Raw genomic sequence first — 17414 nt, forward strand, 5'->3', positions numbered from 1 at the left:
GCGGGGTGCGTCGGCACCCCTCTCCGTCGAGCAGGCGAGCGGTGATCATTTCCGGGCGGGACCTGGTGTCGGGCTCGATCACGGGCCGTCCGCTAGAGCAGGTCGGCCACCGCCGCGTGCAGGGCGAGGAGGGCGGGGATCTGTTCGGACGGGCGTCGGCCCATGCCGCATTCGGTGGCGATGCCGAACCTCTTCACCGTCCCGCGCGCCGCGTCGATCCTCGCGCGGGCGCCTTCGAGTCCGTCCGTGGCGTGGACGAGCCCGAGGAACAGAGTGGTCTCCGCCGGTAGCGACAGGGCCGACAGCGGCGCGAAGTACGCCTCGTCGGCACGGTCGCGCGGCACGGGCATGTGCACCCAGTCCAGGAGCCGCCCGATGCCCTCGGCGATGCCCCCGGCGACGGCGGCGAGTGTGGACGTGTCGGCGGGCTCGACGAAATGCGTGTGCTCGAAGTCGCCGTAGCAGAGGTGGTATCCCAGCTCGACCTCCTCCGGTACCGCGTTGCCGAGCCGGACCAGGCGCTTCACGGTCTCGGCCAGGCGGGTCGGATGGTCGGTGCCGTACCAGGCCGGGTAGACCTCCTCGAAGACGGCGAACTCGACGGCGGTGTCCCACTGGACGGCCAGGTCCTCGGGCGGGATCACCGCCAGGATCTCCTCCAGCTCGGCCAGTAGCCGGGCCTCGTAGGCGGCCTCGAGCTCCGCGTGGTGCTCCGCGACGAACGCGGCGACCACGGCGACCGGTGTCGGCAGGCTGACCTGGAACCGCACGTCCGGCGGGATGACTCCCTCCGCGCGCAGGCGGGTGAACACCTGCCACGAGTCGAGTGCGGCCGCCGAGTACCCGAGCGGCTCGAACGTCACCGACGCCGGGTCGACGCCGGGCTTCGGCCGCACCCGCATCGTGGGCCCGTACTCCCGGCCGGGCGGCGGCACCGTTTCGAGGTCCGGGTGCGCGGAGAGTTTCGGCAACTGCCAGACGACCCAGTTGCCCCGCTCACCCGGCTCGCCGTCCGGGATCCGCCGGACCCGGCCGTTGAGCGCGGTCGCGGCCGCGCGGAACACGGTCTCGGAATCGGCGAGCGGCACGCTTCCGCACAGGTGCACAGTCGGTTTCACGGAGGTCACTCCAGGCTCTGCAAGGTCGATGGGGGGGGAGTCGTCGGAACTCATCGCGCTGGCCGACGGGTGAGGGTGTGGGCGTCCACCGAGCTCCGAAAGGACATGGGGCGGCGGGCAGGCCGGAAGCTCCAGCTGACGACCTGCCTGATGTAGGGCGTTCCGCGGTGCAACTGAGGGGTCAGGGACCCTCGGCGCCGAGCCTGATGGGGAGCGAAAGCGGGCCGACGGTGAAGAAGGACGGCGAGTAGGGAATGTCGTCCGGGTCGATCGCGAGGGTGAGGCCGGGCAGCCGCCGGTACAGCGATGCGAGCGCGAGCCTGCTCTCCAGGCGGGCCAGCGGGGCGCCGATGCAGTAGCGGGGACCATGCCCGAAGCCGATGCCGTCGCCCTGCTCGCGGGTGATGTCGAACCGGTCCGCGGTCTCTCCGTACCGCTCCGGATCGAGGCCGCTCGCCTGGTACACCACTCCGACCGCGCTGCCCTCGGGGATCACCACGTCCGCGATCGTCACGTCGGTGAGCGTGAAGCGGAAGCTGGTCATCATCACCGAGTGGCGGTACCGCAGGGTCTCCTCGACCACGTCGTCCCAGCGGTCCTCGGCCACGGCCAACGCCAACTGGTCGGGATGCGCCGACAGCGCGGCGACGGCGTGCCCCAGCAGGTGGACGGTGGTCTCGTGGCCGGCGACCAGCATCAGCCACAGCACGGCGACCAGTTCGTCGGTGGTGAGCCTGTCGTCCCGGTCCCGGGCCTGGACCAGGCCCGAGGTGAGGTCGTCACCCGGTTCGAGCCTCTTGCGTTCCGCCAGTTCGTACAGGTACGCCATGAGCGCCCGCTGGGTCTCGAACGCCTCCTCCGGAGGGGTGGTGTGCGCCAGCAGAGCGGCCGTCCACTTCCGCAGCCGTGCCCGCTCCGGCTCCGGCACGCCGAAGAGCTCGCAGATCACCGCCATCGGCAGCGCCTCGGTGAAGGCGGGCACCAGGTCGACGCCGTCGCCGGCCGCCACCACGTCGTCCAGCAGCCCGTCGATGATCTCCTGGATGCGCGGTTCCATCCCCCGCACCCGGCCGGGGGTGAACGCCCGGCCGACCAGGCCCCGCAGCCTCCGGTGGTCGTCGCCGTCCTTGGTGGACAGGTGGTCGCCCTGGACGATGGCGCGCAGCGGCCAGTCCTCGGGGATCGAACCGTCGTGCAGGGCCGGCCAGTGCTTCGGGTCGCGGGCGAAGGTCCTGTTGTCCCCGGCGAGGATCTCGCGCGCGGCCCTGTGGGTCAGCGCGAGGTAGGCCGGGACGCCGCCGGGGAACTGCACCTCGACCACGGGCGCGATTGCCCGGAGCCGGATGCAGGTGTCGAGCGGGCTCTCGTCGAGGGCGGGAAACGCGGGCAGGCTCATCGTCAACGGATTCCCCTTCGTCTCGCACCCGCCGGTGGATCTTCTTTCGGCGGCGGGACCGAGTATCACCGGGCGCGGACACACCGGCCAGATCCGCGCGCGGATCCTGCCCCGAACCAGAAGTCGGGCGTCAGGAAACAGAGGACCGGCGGGCGGCGGAAGGGACTTGACAGCGACCGTGCGGGGACGTTGGGTTACCGGGCATGTGCGGGCTCACAGCGGAGGTAGGCCCATGCGGTACCACTCCTGGACCACCGGCGACACCGACGCCTGGCGCGATCTCAGCAACAGCATCCTGCCGATGGACCACAGCTTCCGGAACCCGGGGAGCTGGCGCGCGGACCTCACCGTCCAGGAGAGCGGCAGCTACCGGCTGATGCGCTGGGACCAGCGCGGGGACCGGATCGCCGCCCGGACGCCGTCGCACGTCCGCAGGGTCCCTGGCGACGAGCACTACTGGATCGTGATGCCGCAGCAGGGCGTCTACACCGTCAGGCACGGCCAGGACGAGACTCGGACCCCGCCGGGGCGCGCCTCCGTCATGGGGATGGACGAGTCCTGCTGGCTCTCCGTCCCGCAGTCCCAGGCGTACGCGTTCCAGGTCCCGCGCTCCGAACTCGACAACCACCTCGACTCGCCGGCACCGCTGCGTCTCGTCCTGGACCTGAACACCGGTCTCGGCCGCATCCTCGGCGCCCTGATGGAAAGCACGCATGCCGAACAGGACACGCTGTCCGCCCACGAATTCCACGCGGTATGCGATCGGATGACCGAGCTGTTCTGCATGATCGCCGTCAGGGAGACGCGTCCGCCGGACGCCCACCTCACCGACGTCGCACGACTCGTCCGCGAATACGTGCGGCACAACCTCGGCACCGGCAAGCTTCCGCTCGCCGCCGCGGCCCGCGCGCTCGGCTGGTCGCCGCGCCACCTGCGCAACGCCCTTCACCAGACCGGCACCACCTACCGCGACCTGCGCCTTGAGGAAACGCTGCGCGGCGCCCGGGACATCCTCCAGGATCCGGCCCAAGGCGGCCTCAGCATCAGCGACATCGCCTCCCGCGCCGGCCTCACGCCCACCTGGTTCTCCTCGGCCTTCAAAAGCCGCTACGGCGAGACCCCACGAGAATTCCGCCGCCGCAGACTCGCCGAAGACGCCGCGCGGCCCGGCACCACCAGGCCCGCCTCATAGGCCGCGATCACCGCCTGGATGCGGTCGCGGAGGCCGAGCTTGGCGAGGACGGTGCTGACGTTTACCCTCCGTCGAGGGAGGGATCTACCGGTCCTGATCCGGGCGCACCGCCGTCCCGAGCCCACGTCCCGCACCGTCGGCTCCCGAACCGGCCGCCCGCGCCGGGGGCCGAGGGGCGGGGCGTCTGGTCAGGTCACCAGGCCCCGGCGGTAGGCGTAGACCACCGCTTGGACGCGGTCGCGCAGGTCGAGTTTGGTGAGGATGCGGGAGACGTACGTCTTGACGGTCTCCTGGCTGAGTACGAGAGTCGCGGCGATCTCGCTGTTGGACAGGCCGTCGGCCATGAGGCGCAGCACGTCCATCTCGCGGGGGGTCAGCGCGTCGTCGGCCGGCGTTCCCTCGACGGGACGGATCCGCGCCGCGTACCTGCCGACCAGCTGCCGCGTCACCTCGGGCGCCAGCAGCGCGGCGCCGGCCGCGACGGTCCTGATGCCGTGCAGCAGCTGCGCCGGCGGGGCGTCCTTGAGCAGGAAGCCGCTCGCTCCCGCGCGCAGCGCCTGGTAGACGTACTCGTCCAGGTTGAACGTGGTCACCACGAGCACCTTGACGGGGTCGGCCACCCCTGCGCCGGCCAGCAGGCGGGTCGCCTCGATGCCGTCGAGGACCGGCATCCGGACGTCCATCACCACCATGTCCGGGACGAGCCGGCGGGCGAGGTCGACGGCGGCGCGGCCGTCGCCGCACTCGCCCACCACCTCCAGGTCGGGCTGCGCGTCGATGATCGTCGCGAATCCGGTGCGGATCAGCGCCTGGTCGTCGGCGACCAGGACCCGGACCGGCGTGCTCACGAGGGACTCCCCGAAGGGATGCGGGCCCGCACGACGAAGCCGCCGTCCGGCCGCGGGTCCGCGGTGAAGTCGCCGCCGAGGGCGCCGACCCGGTCGCGGAGCCCGGCGAGCCCCCGCCCGCTCCCGCCCGGGGACGCGGCCGGCGCCCCGGAGGCGTCGGTGCCGACCTCCACGCTGATCTCCTTGTCGCGGTACTGCACCCGCACCACGGTACGGCTGCCGTGGGCGTATTTGAGGGCGTTCGTCAGGGACTCCTGCACGACCCGGTAGGCCACGACCTCGGCGCTGCCGGCCGTCTCCGCCGGCTCGCCCGCCGCGGTGAACTCGATCGGCTGCCCGGCCCGGCGCGTCTGCTCCACGAGCGCGGGAAGCTCCCCGACGGACGGCATCCTGGCGTCGGTCCCGTGGTCGGGGTTGAGCAGGTCGAGCAGATGCCGCAGGTCGGCGATGGCCCGCCTGCCGGTGTCGCCGACCGCGCTCAGGGTCTCGTCGAGGCGGTCGGGGGCGGCGGTCAGGTACTTCGCCGCCTCCACCTGGACGACCATCGCCGTCACGTGGTGGGTCACGACGTCGTGGAGCTCGCGGGCGATGCGGGTGCGTTCGGCCGCCCGGGTGGCCTCCGCGACGCGGCGCCGGCGTTCCGACTCGACGGCGCGGGTGGAGCGCAGCCACGCCCCGACGCCCCACGCGAAGACGGCGCCCAGGTAGAACGTGGCGAAGCCGTCCAGGCCTTCGGGGGAGCCGATCCGGTCGAGCGCGACCGCCAGCGGCACGTACGCCGCGGAGAGGCCCGCCGCGATGGCGTACCGGCGGCGCTCCAGGTGGGCGCCCGCGCTCACCAGCGCGAACGCCAGGGCGCTGCCCGTGAACGAGTGGTAGGCGCGGAGCTGCTCGGCGGCGAACCCGAGCGACACGAGCACGATGCTGAGGGCCGGCCAGCGCCGGCGCACGGCGAGCGGGAGGCAGGTCAGGAGCATCACCGGGACGGCCAGCGCGTCGAACGGGCGGGCCGGAAGGTCGCCCACCTGCGTCCCGTGGGCCTGGAGCGCCGGGACGAACGACCCGGCCAGCAGCAGGAGCGGGAACGGCAGGTCCCGCACCGTGACGTCCAGCCGCCGCCACAGCTCCCGGCCCCGGCGGATGTCGATCACTGGGCGAGCGTAGCGGCGGCGGGGGCGCGGGATCCCCGCTTCCGGCGGACGATGGTGCCGCGCCGGCGCGCCAGCCACATGAACACGATCGTCAGGACCACTCCCGCGCCGACCGCGTACAGGCTCGCCTCCGGGCCGAACTCGCCGCCGCTGAGGAGGGTCGGGCCCGAGGTGACGCCGTCGAGCAGCCCGTCCGGGGCGTCCTTGCCGGAGACGTCGGTGCCGAAGATCCCGGCCCCGGCGAAGTTCCAGGCGAAGTGCAGGCCGATCGGCACCCAGAGGTTGCGGGTGGCCACGTAGGCGGCGGCGAGCATGCCGCCCGCCTCGACGGCGATGGCGAGCGCGCTCCACAGGTCGGCGTTCGGGTTGGGCAGGTGCATCAGGCCGAACACCAGGCCGGTCAGTGCCAGCGCCGCCCAGGTGCCGGTGCGCTCCTCGATGATCCGGAACAGGACGCCGCGGAACATCACCTCCTCCGACACCGCCGCGGCGGCCATGAAGCCGAGAAGAGCGACCGCGCCGGTCGCGGAGCCGATCCCGTCGACCCGGTAGTGGCCGAGGAACGCGATGTTCACGATGACGGCGGCGAACATCGCGAAACCGATCAGCATCCCGCGGGTGAGGGCGCCGGCGGCGCCCTTCAACGCCAGCTCCGTGGGCTCACGGCGCTCGGTCCGCCGCACCACCCAGCGGTAGGTGTACAGGCTGACCAGCGCCGCCGCGGCGCCGAGGACGAGCGTGAGGACCGGGTTCCACTGCGCGCCGTTGACGCCCGCGCCGCCGGCGGCGGCGACCACGGCGACGACCACGAGCTGCTTCAGCAGTCGCATGTTGACTCCTTCGGGGGTGCCGCGGCCGTGGTGCCGCGGCGTCGCCGAAACGCTAGGGATCCACCCCCTGCCGGATCTTCACCGTGCGGTGGACACCTGCGGGTAGCTCGCACGGGGGACAGGCGCCGCGCGGCCACGTCGGCGGAAGCCGGCCTTATGGAAACTTCATCGGTGTTCGCCCGCGGACACCGATGTTTCCGAAATCGCGTGATCGTTTCAGCGCCCGCGAAATGGTTCGCGCCGCCCGGACCGTCTGGGGCAGCATGGGAGCGCGGCGGCGTGGAGGGCGGGTGGCTGTGTCAAAAGCACGAGGCGGCTCAAGGGACGGCAGGTCGGCCCGGCAACGAGCGGTCATGCTGGCCCTGCGCTTTTACTGCGGCGTGCTGCGCCGCCAGTGGCGCATCTCGCTTCCGGCGACGATTCTGCCGGCGCTCGGAAATACCTGTCTGTTCTACCTGACGCCGCTGATGGTGGCCGCCCTGGTGGGACACCTGGCCGAAGGCGGGGAAAGCGATCTCGCCGCCCTCCTGCCCTACGTTCTGGGATTCGCCGGCCTGATGGCGGCGGGCGAGGCGCTGTGGCGAGTGGGCCTGCACTTCCTCAACCGGACGAACAGCCGGGGTATCGAATGGCTCGCCAACACCGGCATGGACGAGTTGCTCGCCAAAGACGCCGCGTTTTTTCATGACAACTTCGCCGGTTCGCTGACCAAACGGATACTGAGCTTCTGCGGCGGTTTCGAAAGTTTCGCCGACACCCTCACTTTCTCGGTCGTGGCCAACCTGATCCCGCTGTCCTTCGCCTCGGTGATCCTTTGGCGGTACCACCCGCTCCTGGTCGTCGTCCTCCTGGGCCTGATCGTCTTCACCGCCTTCCTCGTCGTCCCGTTCATCCGCCGCAGGCAGGCGCTGGTGGACAGGCGCGAGGCGGCGAAGGTGAGGGTCTCGGGCCACATCGCCGACGTGCTGACCAACATGGAGACGGTCCGCGCGTTCGCCGCCGAGGAGCGGGAGGCCGCCGAGTTCCGCGGCCGGGTCGCCGAGCAGAACCGCCTGGCACTGCGCTCCTGGGACTACGCCAACCTGCGGGTCGACACGATCGTCGCTCCGATGTCGATCCTGACCAGCGCCCTGGGGCTGCTCGTCGCGGTGGCGCTTCGGGGCGGGCTCGGTGTGGAGGCGATCGTGGTGACGTTCTCCTACTACACCAACGCGACACGGATCATGTTCGAGTTCAACCAGATCTACCGGCGGATGGAGAGCACGCTCACCGAGAGCGCCCAGTTCACCGAGCTGCTCCTGGCGCCGCCGACCGTCGTGGATCCGCCCGACCCGCGGCCGTTGCGTCCGGCCGACGCCTCGGTCCGCTTCGAGCGGGTGCTCTTCGCCCACGGCGGCGGCCCGCCCCTGTTCGAGGGACTCGATCTGGAGATCCCCAGCGGCGCCAAGATCGGCCTGGTGGGACGGTCCGGAGGCGGCAAGACCACCCTCTCCCGGCTGCTGCTGCGCCTCATGGACGTCGACGGCGGACGGATCCTCGTCGGCGGCCAGGACATCGCGCGGCTGCGCCAGAGCGATCTGCGCAGCATGATCGCGTACGTCCCCCAGGAGCCCGCGATGTTCCACCGGTCGGTGCACGACAACATCGCCTTCGCCCGGCCGGGCGCCACCGAGGCCGAGATCCTCCGAGCCGCGCGGGCGGCGCACGTCACCGAGTTCGTCGAGACCCTCCCGGACGGGTTCGGAACGCTGGTCGGCGAGCGAGGCGTCAAGCTCTCCGGCGGCCAGCGGCAGCGCATCGCCCTCGCCCGCGCCATCCTGCGGGACGCCCCGATCCTCCTCCTCGACGAGGCGACCAGCGCGCTGGACTCCGAAAGCGAACTGCTCATCCAGGAGGCACTGTGGCACCTGATGCGCGACCGCACCGCACTGGTCGTCGCGCACCGTCTGAGCACGGTCGTCCGCATGGACCGCCTGGTGGTCCTCGACCGCGGCAGGGTCCTCGAAGAGGGTTCCCACGGGGAACTCCTCCAGTCTGAGGGCGCTTACGCCCGTCTCTGGCACCACCAGTCCGGCGGCTTCCTCACCACCGAAGCCGCCCCGGACGCCCTGCCCGCCGCCCAGCGCGACCAGGACTCCCAACCGGTGACCGGCTGAGTGGGGTGCCGGCCACCTGGCTGAGCCCCGCGACCGGGCGGCGAGACAAGCAGGACGTTCCGACCGCCGCGGGCCGGGTGGACGCGCGGGCTCAGCCGGTGTCCTCGACGCCGAGTGCCTGCACGATTCCCTTGGCCACCGACGTGATGATCCCGGGGTAGTAGAAGACGACCGCGATCACGATGCTGAGCACGATGAACTGAATGAACCGCGTGATCTCCCGGGTGAACAGGAAGAACAGGGCCACGATCCCGATGATGACCAGGAACAGCGGCCCGAAGATATTGCGCAGCCAGTCGGCCAGCTGCTGGGTGTTCGGGTCGTCTTTCGCGGCCAGAATCACGGCCGCCTTCACGCTGTGCATCATGTCGTCTCTGCTCCCTGCCCGGCTCCTGTGATCGCTACCATCTCACGCGGCCAGGGTCCCCACCGCGCAACCGGTCCGCGTTGTCCTCCGGCGCTCGACGGGGCCTTGCCGCACGGCCGCCGGGCGGGGTCTCGGGCCGCGATCGGGTGCTCATGATGACGTGTTCGCTCGCGTCCCCGGCGACCGTGCCGGGCGGCGGCGGCGCCTACCGCGCCCGCACCGTCGGGTCGTCTCGCCACCGTCGAGCCATTGTCCGATCCTCTCGCGTGTCCCGGACCCATTGTGCGCCGTTGGCCGTTTCCGGCAAAGGGCGCCGGCGGCCGGTCGTACGTCGCGTCATCACCCGTCAGTCGGCAACAGTAGCCGCGGTCGGCGCGGACGCGCCCCGGCCGAATCCGTCGCCGGGCCGGAGCGTTGCCGGCACGCTGCGGCAATGCCCGCCGCGATCCTCGAACGGGCCGGCGTCGATGTCGGTCGCTCATGGCAGGAAGGACGGGACGACAGTCGGTAGGGTCACGCAATGATTATCTTCGGTCCGACCGTCGACGTTCGTCCGCTTTTCCCGCGCGAGCGTCGGGCCATGCTCGACCTGCTTCGCGCCCTGAGCCCCGCCGAGTGGGCCGTGCCTACGGTGTGCCCGGGCTGGGACGTGCACGACGTCGTCGCTCATGTGCTCAATGACTACATGCGGCGCTTGTCGGGCAGCCGCGACGGGTACGGCGGCGCGATATTCGCCGAGGACGAGACGCTTCCTGCATATCTGGCACGCACCAACGAGGAGTTCGTCCGGGCGGCCCGCCGGCTCAGCCCGCAACTGATGATCGAACTGATGGATCACCTGGGGCCGCGACTCGACGCCGTATGGGCGGCGCGGGACCTCCAGGACGCCGCCGACCTGAACGTCTTCTGGGCCGCCACCGACGTCGACAGCCCCGCCTGGCTGGACATCGGCCGCGAGTACACCGAGTTCTGGGTGCACCAGCAGCAGGTGCGCGACGCCGTCTCCGCTCCGGGCGCCGATGAACCCGATCTCATGGGCCCGGTGCTGGACGTCTTCGCGCGCGGCCTGCCGCACGCGCTGCGAGAGCACGATCGCCCCGAAGGCCACACCGCTCACCTGGAGGTACTCGGCCCGGCAGGCGGCCGTTGGGGCGTGGTCCGCCAGGACGCACGATGGCAGATGGCCCCACCCGTCGGGGAGCCGACCGCGCACGTCTCGATGGACCAGGACACCTTCTGGCGCCTGGCGACCAGAGGCATCACCGAGGACGAGGCCCGTCAGCGATCGAAGATGACCGGAGACGCGGAACTCACGAAGGCCATCACAGCCCTCCTCGCGGTCATCGCCTAGGCCCAGCACCATGACGCACGACCAGTGCCACTGCTCGGGCGCGGGCCGCGCGCCGGGACGCCGCCGCCGGCGAACGTCGGGGTCAGGTCACTGAATACTGTGGAAGCGTGGCCTTCGAGGACCGTCTGGAAGCGCATCGGGTCGACCTGACCGGCTACTGCTACCGCATGCTCGCCTGCGCCGCCGAGGCAGAGGACGCCGTTCAGGAGACCCTCTTCCGCGCCTGGAAGAGCGCCGATCGCTTCGACGAGCGCAGAGCCGGTCTGCGCACCTGGCTGCACAGGATCGCCACCAACGTCTGCCTCGACATGACCCGCGGCGTCCAGCGGCGCGCGCTCGCGATGGATCTCGGCCCGTCCTCACCCGCCGGCGCTTCCCTCGGCGCGCCGTTGGAGGCCGCCGCCTTCGTGCGACCGGTCCCCGACCGGCTCGTGCTGCCCGCCGACGGCGACCCGGCCGAGCTGGCGGCCAGTCGCGAAACGATCAGGCTGGCGTTCGTCGCCGCCTTGCAGGCTCTGCCGCCGCGCCAGCGGGCCGTGCTCATCCTGCGTGAGGTGCTCTGCTGGTCGGCGGAGGAGGTGGCCGGGCTCCTCGACAGCAGCCCTGCCGCGGTCAACAGCGCCCTGCAGCGAGCACGCGCCACCATGTCCGCACGTCCCACCCCGGCCGGGAGCGGCGAGGTCGACGAGGACCTGCTCGCCCGGTACGTCAACGCGTTCACCGCCTACGACGTCGACGGCCTGGTGTCGCTGCTCCACCAGGACGCCACCATGTCGATGCCGCCGTTCGCCTGGTGGCTCAGCGGCCGGGAGGCGATCCGGGCCGCCCTGCTGGGCGCGGCCGGTGCTTGTGCCGATGACCGGCTGGTCCGCACAGCGGCCAACGGATCGCCCGCGTTCGCGCAGTACCGGGACGGGAAAGCCTTCGGCCTGCTCATCCTCGACTCCCGCGACGGACTGATCGCCAGTACGACGACCTACCTGGAACCGTCCCTGTTCGCGTTGTTCGGACTGCCGATGACTTCGGAGCCGCCGTCCCGTATGTAGTGCATGACCGACACCGTTCCCATGTGGCATGACCAGCGCGGCAAGGGCGACCCCGTGGTGCTCCTGCACGGCGGGCTGACCGACAGCCGCTGCTTCACCGGCAACCTCGACGGGCTCGCCGACACGTTCGAGCTCTACCTGCCCGACCGCCGCGGCCACGGCCGCACGCCGGACGCCCCCGGCCCGATCACCATGGAGCTCATGGCGCGGGACACGATCGCGTTCCTGGAGGAGGTGGTCGGCGGCCCCGCCCGGCTGGTGGGCTACAGCGCCGGCGGGACGGTGGCGCTGCGGGTGGCGATGCGCCGCCCTGACCTGGTCGAGCGCCTCGTCCTCATCAGCACGGCCTACGACCTGGACGGACTGATCTTCAAGCCCTCGGCGGACGGCGAGATGCCCGCCGAGCTCGTCGACGCCTACGCCGAGGTGTCACCCGACGGCCGCGACCACTTCCCGGTCGTCCTCGGCAAGATCGCGCACGCGGCCGCGACCGAGCCGGAACCGGACCCGGCCGACCTGCGCGCGGTGACCGCCAGGACCCTTGTCCTGGCCGGCGACGACGATCTGGTCACGCTCGACCACACGGTGGCGCTCTACCGCGCGCTGCCCACCGCCGAACTGGCCGTGCTGCCCAACGCCAGCCACCTGCTGCTGATGGAGCACGCCGAAGCGGTGCGCGCCATGGTCCTGGCGTTCCTGACCACTGACGCGGCCCCGACGTACATGCCCATCGCACGAGCCCACCACAGCGCCTTCGAAGCGGAGTAGCCATGGACGACGGAGTGGAGCCAGGGCATGCCCGACTCCACTCCGTCGTGCGGGCGTGTCACTGGAACTGTGCGAAGAACCGTCGCCCCGTTCCCTTACGGCAGATCAGGCGCGGCTCCAGAGTTGGTTGCTTCCGTTCCAGCAGGAGTAGAGCTGGATCGGCGTGCCGTTGGCGGAGCCGGCGGCGTCCAGGCAGAGGCCGGACTGGACGCCGACGATGGATCCGTCGGAGTTCAGGCGCCACTTCTGGTTGTCGCCGCCCCAGCAGCTGTAGATCTGGACCTTGGCGCCGTTGCCGGTGCCGGCGGCGTCCAGGCACTTGTCGCCGTAGACCCTGAGCTCACCCGCGTCGGTCGAGGTCCACTGCTGGTTGGTTCCGCTGTGGCAGTCCCACAGCTGGAGCTGGGTGCCGTCGGCGGTGCTCGCGTTGGGCACGTCCAGGCAGCGGCCCGAACCGACGCCCTTGATCGTCTTTCCGGAGCCGGTGGGAGGCGACGAGGTGCCGTTGAGGGCGTTGAGGACCGAGGTGTAGGCGGCCTTCTTGTTGCCGTTGCCGTCGAACAGCAGGGGCGTCTGCTCCGAGCGCCACGAGTCGGTGTCGCGCACACCCCAGACGGTGATCCCGAGGCAGCGCGAGACGGCCAGGCAGTCGTTGGTCACGTTGGCGTAGGTCGTGGCCGAGGCGCCCTGGATGTCCAGTTCGGTGATGGCCACATCGACACCGAGAGCGGCGAAGTTCTGCAGGGTGGTGCGGAAGTTGCCGTTGTAGGGGCTGCCGCTGTTGAAGTGGGACTGGAAGCCGACGCAGTCGATGGGCACGCCGCGCTGCTTGAAGTCGCGGACCATGGCGTACACGCCCTGGGTCTTGGCCCAGGTCCAGTTCTCGATGTTGTAGTCGTTGTAGCAGAGCTTGGCGGCGGGGTCGGCGGCGCGCGCGGTGCGGAAGGCGACCTCGATCCAGTCGTTGCCGGTGCGCTGCAGGTTGGAGTCGCGGCGGCCTCCCGAGCCGTCGTCGGCGAAGGCCTCGTTCACGACGTCCCACTGGGCGATCTTGCCCTTGTAGTGGGCCATGACGCCGTTGATGTGGTCGATCATCGCCTGGCGCAGGCCGCTGCCGCCGAGGCTCTGCATCCAGCCGGGTTGCTGGGAGTGCCAGGCCAGGGTGTGGCCGCGTACCCGCTTGCCGTTCTGGACCGCCCAGTTGTAGACGCGGTCGCCGGAGCTGAAGTTGAACTGGCCCCGCTGGGGCTCGGTGGCGTCGATCTTCATCTCGTTCTCGGCGGTCACCATGGTGAACTCGCGGGACGCGATCGTGGTGTAGGCCGAGTCGTTGAGTCTGCCCGAGGCGATGGCGGTGCCGAAGTAGCGGCCGCTCTGCGCCGCCGCGGCGCCCAGCGTGCTCTCCGCGGCCGTGGCCGGGGGCGGCGCCACCAGAGCGGCCGCCGCGCTGAGCACCCCGAGGGCGCCTGCGAGAAGGGCCCGCCTGCGGATCCCGGACCTGGGCATGGCGTTCGTACGCACGTCTGCTCCTCCATGAATGAACGAGGGTGGAAGCACGGAACACAGCCGTGTAAGGGACGCCGCGCTCCATCAAGGGAACGCACACACCACCGGGGCGTCGCGGACTCAGTGTGTGAGCCCCCGCAGATCCCGTCAATAGTTTCCAAATCTTTTCATGGCGCCGTATGCGCGATCTGCGGCTGGCTGTGCTCGAAACTTTTCGAAGTTCCGAGGCCCTTGACGATGCCTTTCTGACTGTTATTTACTCCGGCCACCGCCACCCCCCGACCCCCGATCGAGAGAAGGTCCGCCCCGGCAGGAATTGTTAGCGCTAACATCCACGCCGAACGAAAGGAAGAAGGTCATGTTGAGGACCGGTGCGGTGCTGGCATCGCTCCTGCTTTCGGTGCTCATGTGCGTGACGAACCCACAGCCCGCCCACGCCGCGACAGTGGATGTGAACACGTGGTACGTCCTGGTCAACCGCAACAGCGGCAAGGCCCTGGACGTCTACAACCTGGCGACGAACGACGGCGCCCGCATCACCCAGTGGACGCGAAACGATCAGAACCAGCAGCAGTGGCAGTTCGTCGACTCCGGCGACGGCTACTACCGCGTCAGGTCCCGCCACTCCGGCAAGGTGCTGGACGTCTCCAACTTCTCCACCGCCAACGGCGGCTCGATCGTCCAGTGGGCCGACCTGAACGGCGCCAACCAGCAGTGGCGCCTGGTCGACAGCCCGGGCGGCTACGTTCGGCTGGTCTCGCGCCACAGCGGCAAGCCCCTCGAAGTGCAGGGCGGTTCCACCGCCGACAACGCGAACATCGTCCAGTACGACGACTGGGGCGGCGACAACCAGCAGTGGCAGCTCATCCCGGTCGGCGGCGACTCCACTCCGGCGTGCGATCTCCCGTCGGCCTACCGCTGGTCGTCAACGGGCCCGCTGGCGCAGCCCAAGTCGGGGTGGGTCTCGCTCAAGGACTTCACCGTCGCCCCCTACAACGGCAGGCACCTCGTGTACGCGACGACGCACGATACGGGGACGAGGTGGGGTTCGATGAACTTCGGCCTGTTCACCAACTGGTCGGAGATGGCCTCGGCCGGCCAGAACACGATGTCGAATGCCACCGTCGCGCCCACGCTGTTCTACTTCGCGCCGAAGAACATCTGGGTGCTCGCCTACCAGTGGGGCGGAACCGCATTCTCCTACCGGACGTCGAGCGACCCCGCCAACCCGAATGGATGGTCATCGCAACAGGTGCTCTTCTCCGGAAGCATATCCGGATCAGGAACAGGGCCCATCGACCAGACGCTCATCGGCGACAGCGCGAACATGTACCTTTTCTTCGCCGGTGACAATGGCAAGATCTATCGGGCGAATATGCCGATCGGGAACTTCCCGGGCAGTTTCGGCGCGACCTCGACCGTGGTCTTGAGCGATTCGACCAACAACCTGTTCGAGGCCGTCCAGGTCTACAAGGTCCAGGGCCAGAGCCGCTACCTCATGATCGTCGAGGCGATCGGCTCGCAGGGGCGCTACTTCCGCTCGTTCACGGCCACCAGCCTGAACGGCTCGTGGACACCGCAGGCCGCGTCCGAGGGCAACCCCTTCGCCGGCAAGGCCAACAGCGGCGCCACCTGGACCAACGACATCAGCCACGGCGAACTGATCCGGACCAGCGCCGATCAGACCTTCACCGTCGATCCCTGCAATCTGCAGCTGCTCTACCAGGGGCGCAGCCCCAACTCCGGCGGCGACTACGGCCTCCTGCCCTACCGGCCGGGCCTGCTGACCCTGCAGCGCTGACGAGGTGACCCGGGAGTGGCGGGCTCGGCGGCAGGTCGAGCCCGCCCAGTTCACCGCCGGAGGCAGCCGGGCGCCGCGTCTTCGTCGTGCCGATCATGCTTCCCACATTCTCCAAGCCCGCCCTACTAGGCGGATTACGCGGGCTGGTGCGCCCGGGGCGTCGCCATCGAACCTCCGGCGGGCACGGCATCAGAGCCGGGTCGGCGGTCATCGGGACAGAACGCCGATCACGATCACGAGCGCCAGCACCATAACGGGAGCAAGAGCGAAGATGGCGAGTTGGAGCAGGCAGCCCCGCTGCTTCACAGTGCCGGGAGCTCCGATGGTGCCCGCGAGGTACAGGGCCGCAGGGCCCCGGTACTCCAGCTCAGACGGCTGCTCAGGGGTGAGAACCGTGGCGGCGACGCCGATCTGACCGTTTCCCTGCGATACAGCAACGTGCACTGGCTTGTCCGCTGGGATCTCGAAAGCCGCCCTCCCCCAACGCTGGTGGTAGTGGGCACCATCGATGCCGACGGTGACGCCGGCCTTGGCAATCACCCCGCGGCGCGTGTGGAGCTGCAGGACCCGCGTGGGGCCGTCGTGGTTGCGAACGTATGGAATGGGCGTCTCGCTCATGCTCGCCATCGTTACCACGGCCCCCTACTGCCGAACCACCCCGCGCGCGCCACCATCGGCACGCCCCTGCATCCGCCTTCACGCCCAAGGCCAAGGTGGGGAGGCTTTCCTGAACGCGCTCTTCATCTCGACCGAAGCCTCCGGGGTCTGGACCAGACGATCCGGGACGACACTCTCCGAGACCATTGCCCGCCTCGTAGTCCACCTGCCACCGTCGGCGTCGGTGAGAGCACGCTCCCGGGACCCGCTTGCGTTGATGACGAATGCCGGGAGGCTCCGGACGTCATGTCCTGGCTGACCACGGAGAGATTCTTAGCTCAGTTCTGCGGACGTCCCGGTACCTGCCAGGGCTGAGGCAGAACCGGGTTAGGTCATTCGGGGAGGGACCGTAGGTAGGCCATGAGGGCCTTGCCGCGTGGGGAGAGGCGGTAACCGGTCTCCAGGCTTTCGGTGAGGCCGAGGGCTTTGAGGCGGCGGACGTCGGCCTTGAAAGGGAGTTTGTCGCGGTCCAGGTGTTCGGCCAGGTCCAGGGCGCGCAGGCCGGGGTGTTCCTCGATGACGCGGAGGACTTCGCGCGTCCAGGGGGCGCGGCGGCTGCGGGTGTCGATGGTGTCCAGGGCGGTTTTGAGGTCGGCCAGTTCTTGATCGGTCAGGTCGGCGTTCCCGGCAAGTTCCGATCGGGGGTCGGGGCCGCCCAGACGGAGCATGACGCGGTGGTAGCCGCCCTCCTTGGTGCTCTTGGACAGGGCGGTGAGCAGGGCCGCGCGATCATCGAAGCCCGAACGCAGGGCGTCCTCCTCGGTGATCTCCTCTGGGGTGACGGCCGTGACCGAGTCGATGACGATGATCCCCGCCCAGGTGCGCTGCGTGCTCCCCGCGCGGACCCGAGGCTCGGCCCACACCCGGAACACCCGGTCGATCCGCCCACCCGCGATCCCCTCAAGGACCTCCCGCCTGAACAGCATCGTTCCCTCCCGGGTGCTACGCCTCTCCTCCCCCAATCCTCTCCGACGCCGCTACTCGGCGAAACGTGTGGCACCCGCTACGACAAGCTCTCGTCCGCTACCAGGCCGTCCTTGAGATCACCGCCATCAACGAATGGCTCCACCTACTTCGAAACACGCCCGTCGCAAAGCCGTTCAGTTAGGCGGTGGGTCTGGTGGTCAAGGGGCGTAGCCCCTCGGCCAGGTGCGCCGAGATTTCTCCGTGCGTGAGGCCCTTGGCGCTCAGCGACGGCACCGTTCGTCCACGCCGGTCAGGGGCCGC

At 70.1% G+C, this 17414-nt stretch carries 13 protein-coding genes and 3 pseudogenes; 7 read left to right on the forward strand and 9 right to left on the reverse strand.

Annotated features, from left to right (window positions below):
* Positions 1–92: 92 nt before the first annotated feature.
* Positions 93–1118 (reverse strand): uroporphyrinogen decarboxylase/cobalamine-independent methonine synthase family protein, encoded by a 1026-nt coding sequence (locus BKA00_RS28765; protein WP_185030156.1) that lies wholly within the window; start codon positions 1116–1118, stop codon positions 93–95.
* A 181-nt stretch (positions 1119–1299) separates the two neighbouring features.
* Positions 1300–2514, reverse strand: a complete 1215-nt coding sequence (locus BKA00_RS28770) for a cytochrome P450 family protein (protein ID WP_230298639.1) — start codon at positions 2512–2514, stop codon at positions 1300–1302.
* A gap of 232 nt (positions 2515–2746) precedes the next feature.
* Between BKA00_RS28770 and BKA00_RS28775 the strand changes: the two genes are divergently transcribed.
* Positions 2747–3706, forward strand: coding sequence for an AraC family transcriptional regulator (locus BKA00_RS28775; protein WP_185030158.1), 960 nt, complete (start codon positions 2747–2749; stop codon positions 3704–3706).
* Positions 3707–3894: 188 nt separating this feature from the next.
* Here the strand turns inward: BKA00_RS28775 and BKA00_RS28780 are convergent, their stop codons facing one another.
* The 3 genes from BKA00_RS28780 to BKA00_RS28790 are packed head-to-tail and all read right to left on the reverse strand — an operon-like array spanning position 3895 to position 6535.
* The gene (locus BKA00_RS28780; protein WP_185030159.1) at positions 3895–4554 is read right to left on the reverse strand and encodes a response regulator; all 660 of its coding nucleotides are present in this window, start codon (positions 4552–4554) and stop codon (positions 3895–3897) included.
* The gene (locus BKA00_RS28785; protein ID WP_185030160.1) at positions 4551–5705 is read right to left on the reverse strand and encodes a histidine kinase; all 1155 of its coding nucleotides are present in this window, start codon (positions 5703–5705) and stop codon (positions 4551–4553) included. The genes BKA00_RS28780 and BKA00_RS28785 overlap by 4 nt, the downstream gene beginning before the upstream one ends.
* Complete coding sequence (locus tag BKA00_RS28790; protein ID WP_185030161.1) at positions 5702–6535, reverse strand: CPBP family intramembrane glutamic endopeptidase; 834 nt, start codon at positions 6533–6535, stop codon at positions 5702–5704. The genes BKA00_RS28785 and BKA00_RS28790 overlap by 4 nt, the downstream gene beginning before the upstream one ends.
* A gap of 353 nt (positions 6536–6888) precedes the next feature.
* Between BKA00_RS28790 and BKA00_RS28795 the strand changes: the two genes are divergently transcribed.
* Entirely contained in the window at positions 6889–8691 is a 1803-nt protein-coding gene (locus tag BKA00_RS28795) for an ABC transporter ATP-binding protein (RefSeq protein WP_185030163.1), read from the forward strand.
* Positions 8692–8782: 91 nt separating this feature from the next.
* Here BKA00_RS28795 and BKA00_RS28800 read toward each other — a convergent pair whose 3' ends face one another.
* Positions 8783–9058, reverse strand: a complete 276-nt coding sequence (locus BKA00_RS28800; protein WP_185030165.1) for a hypothetical protein — start codon at positions 9056–9058, stop codon at positions 8783–8785.
* 520 nt (positions 9059–9578) lie between these two features.
* Between BKA00_RS28800 and BKA00_RS28805 the strand changes: the two genes are divergently transcribed.
* The 3 genes and pseudogenes from BKA00_RS28805 (at position 9579) to BKA00_RS28815 (ending at position 12223) form a co-directional block, all read left to right on the forward strand.
* Entirely contained in the window at positions 9579–10409 is an 831-nt protein-coding gene (locus BKA00_RS28805) for a maleylpyruvate isomerase family mycothiol-dependent enzyme (protein ID WP_185030167.1), read from the forward strand.
* A 95-nt stretch (positions 10410–10504) separates the two neighbouring features.
* Positions 10505–11455 (forward strand): annotated as a pseudogene (locus tag BKA00_RS28810) (sigma-70 family RNA polymerase sigma factor); the annotation flags it as partial.
* A 3-nt stretch (positions 11456–11458) separates the two neighbouring features.
* Complete coding sequence (locus BKA00_RS28815) at positions 11459–12223, forward strand: alpha/beta fold hydrolase (RefSeq protein ID WP_185030173.1); 765 nt, start codon at positions 11459–11461, stop codon at positions 12221–12223.
* A gap of 105 nt (positions 12224–12328) precedes the next feature.
* On the opposite strand, the gene BKA00_RS28820 is transcribed toward BKA00_RS28815, so the two are convergent.
* Positions 12329–13744 (reverse strand): endo-1,4-beta-xylanase, encoded by a 1416-nt coding sequence (locus BKA00_RS28820; RefSeq protein ID WP_185030181.1) that lies wholly within the window; start codon positions 13742–13744, stop codon positions 12329–12331.
* Positions 13745–14135: 391 nt separating this feature from the next.
* On the opposite strand from BKA00_RS28820, the pseudogene BKA00_RS40920 reads away from it, so the two are divergent.
* Both BKA00_RS40920 and BKA00_RS40925 read left to right on the forward strand, forming a co-directional pair.
* Positions 14136–14552 (forward strand): annotated as a pseudogene (locus BKA00_RS40920) (RICIN domain-containing protein); the annotation flags it as partial.
* A 132-nt stretch (positions 14553–14684) separates the two neighbouring features.
* Positions 14685–15530, forward strand: a pseudogene (locus BKA00_RS40925) (glycoside hydrolase family 62 protein); the annotation flags it as partial.
* Between the two features lie 207 nt (positions 15531–15737).
* Here BKA00_RS40925 and BKA00_RS28830 read toward each other — a convergent pair.
* Positions 15738–16148: a hypothetical protein gene (locus BKA00_RS28830; RefSeq protein ID WP_185030188.1), complete on the reverse strand. Its 411-nt coding sequence runs from the start codon at positions 16146–16148 to the stop codon at positions 15738–15740.
* Positions 16149–16519: 371 nt separating this feature from the next.
* Positions 16520–17113 carry an ASCH domain-containing protein gene (locus BKA00_RS28835; protein WP_185030190.1) on the reverse strand — a complete coding sequence of 198 codons (594 nt, stop codon included), beginning with the start codon at positions 17111–17113 and terminating at the stop codon, positions 16520–16522.
* Between the last annotated feature and the right edge of the window lie 301 nt (positions 17114–17414).

The sequence above is a fragment of the Actinomadura coerulea genome (genome assembly GCF_014208105.1).
GTDB classification, from domain to species: Bacteria; Actinomycetota; Actinomycetes; order Streptosporangiales; family Streptosporangiaceae; genus Spirillospora; species Spirillospora coerulea.

Bases quoted from the DNA above. Each gene is read 5' to 3' on its own strand.
- BKA00_RS28815 (WP_185030173.1), top strand. From the start codon at position 11,459: ATGACCGACACCGTTCCCATGTGGCATGACCAGCGCGGCAAGGGCGAC.
- BKA00_RS28795 (WP_185030163.1), top strand. From the start codon at position 6,889: ATGCTGGCCCTGCGCTTTTACTGCGGCGTGCTGCGCCGCCAGTGGCGC.
- BKA00_RS28770 (WP_230298639.1), bottom strand. From the start codon at position 2,514: ATGAGCCTGCCCGCGTTTCCCGCCCTCGACGAGAGCCCGCTCGACACC.
- BKA00_RS28830 (WP_185030188.1), bottom strand. From the start codon at position 16,148: ATGAGCGAGACGCCCATTCCATACGTTCGCAACCACGACGGCCCCACG.
- BKA00_RS28805 (WP_185030167.1), top strand. From the start codon at position 9,579: ATGATTATCTTCGGTCCGACCGTCGACGTTCGTCCGCTTTTCCCGCGC.
- BKA00_RS28835 (WP_185030190.1), bottom strand. From the start codon at position 17,113: ATGCTGTTCAGGCGGGAGGTCCTTGAGGGGATCGCGGGTGGGCGGATC.
- BKA00_RS28775 (WP_185030158.1), top strand. From the start codon at position 2,747: ATGCGGTACCACTCCTGGACCACCGGCGACACCGACGCCTGGCGCGAT.
- BKA00_RS28800 (WP_185030165.1), bottom strand. From the start codon at position 9,058: ATGATGCACAGCGTGAAGGCGGCCGTGATTCTGGCCGCGAAAGACGAC.
- BKA00_RS28790 (WP_185030161.1), bottom strand. From the start codon at position 6,535: ATGCGACTGCTGAAGCAGCTCGTGGTCGTCGCCGTGGTCGCCGCCGCC.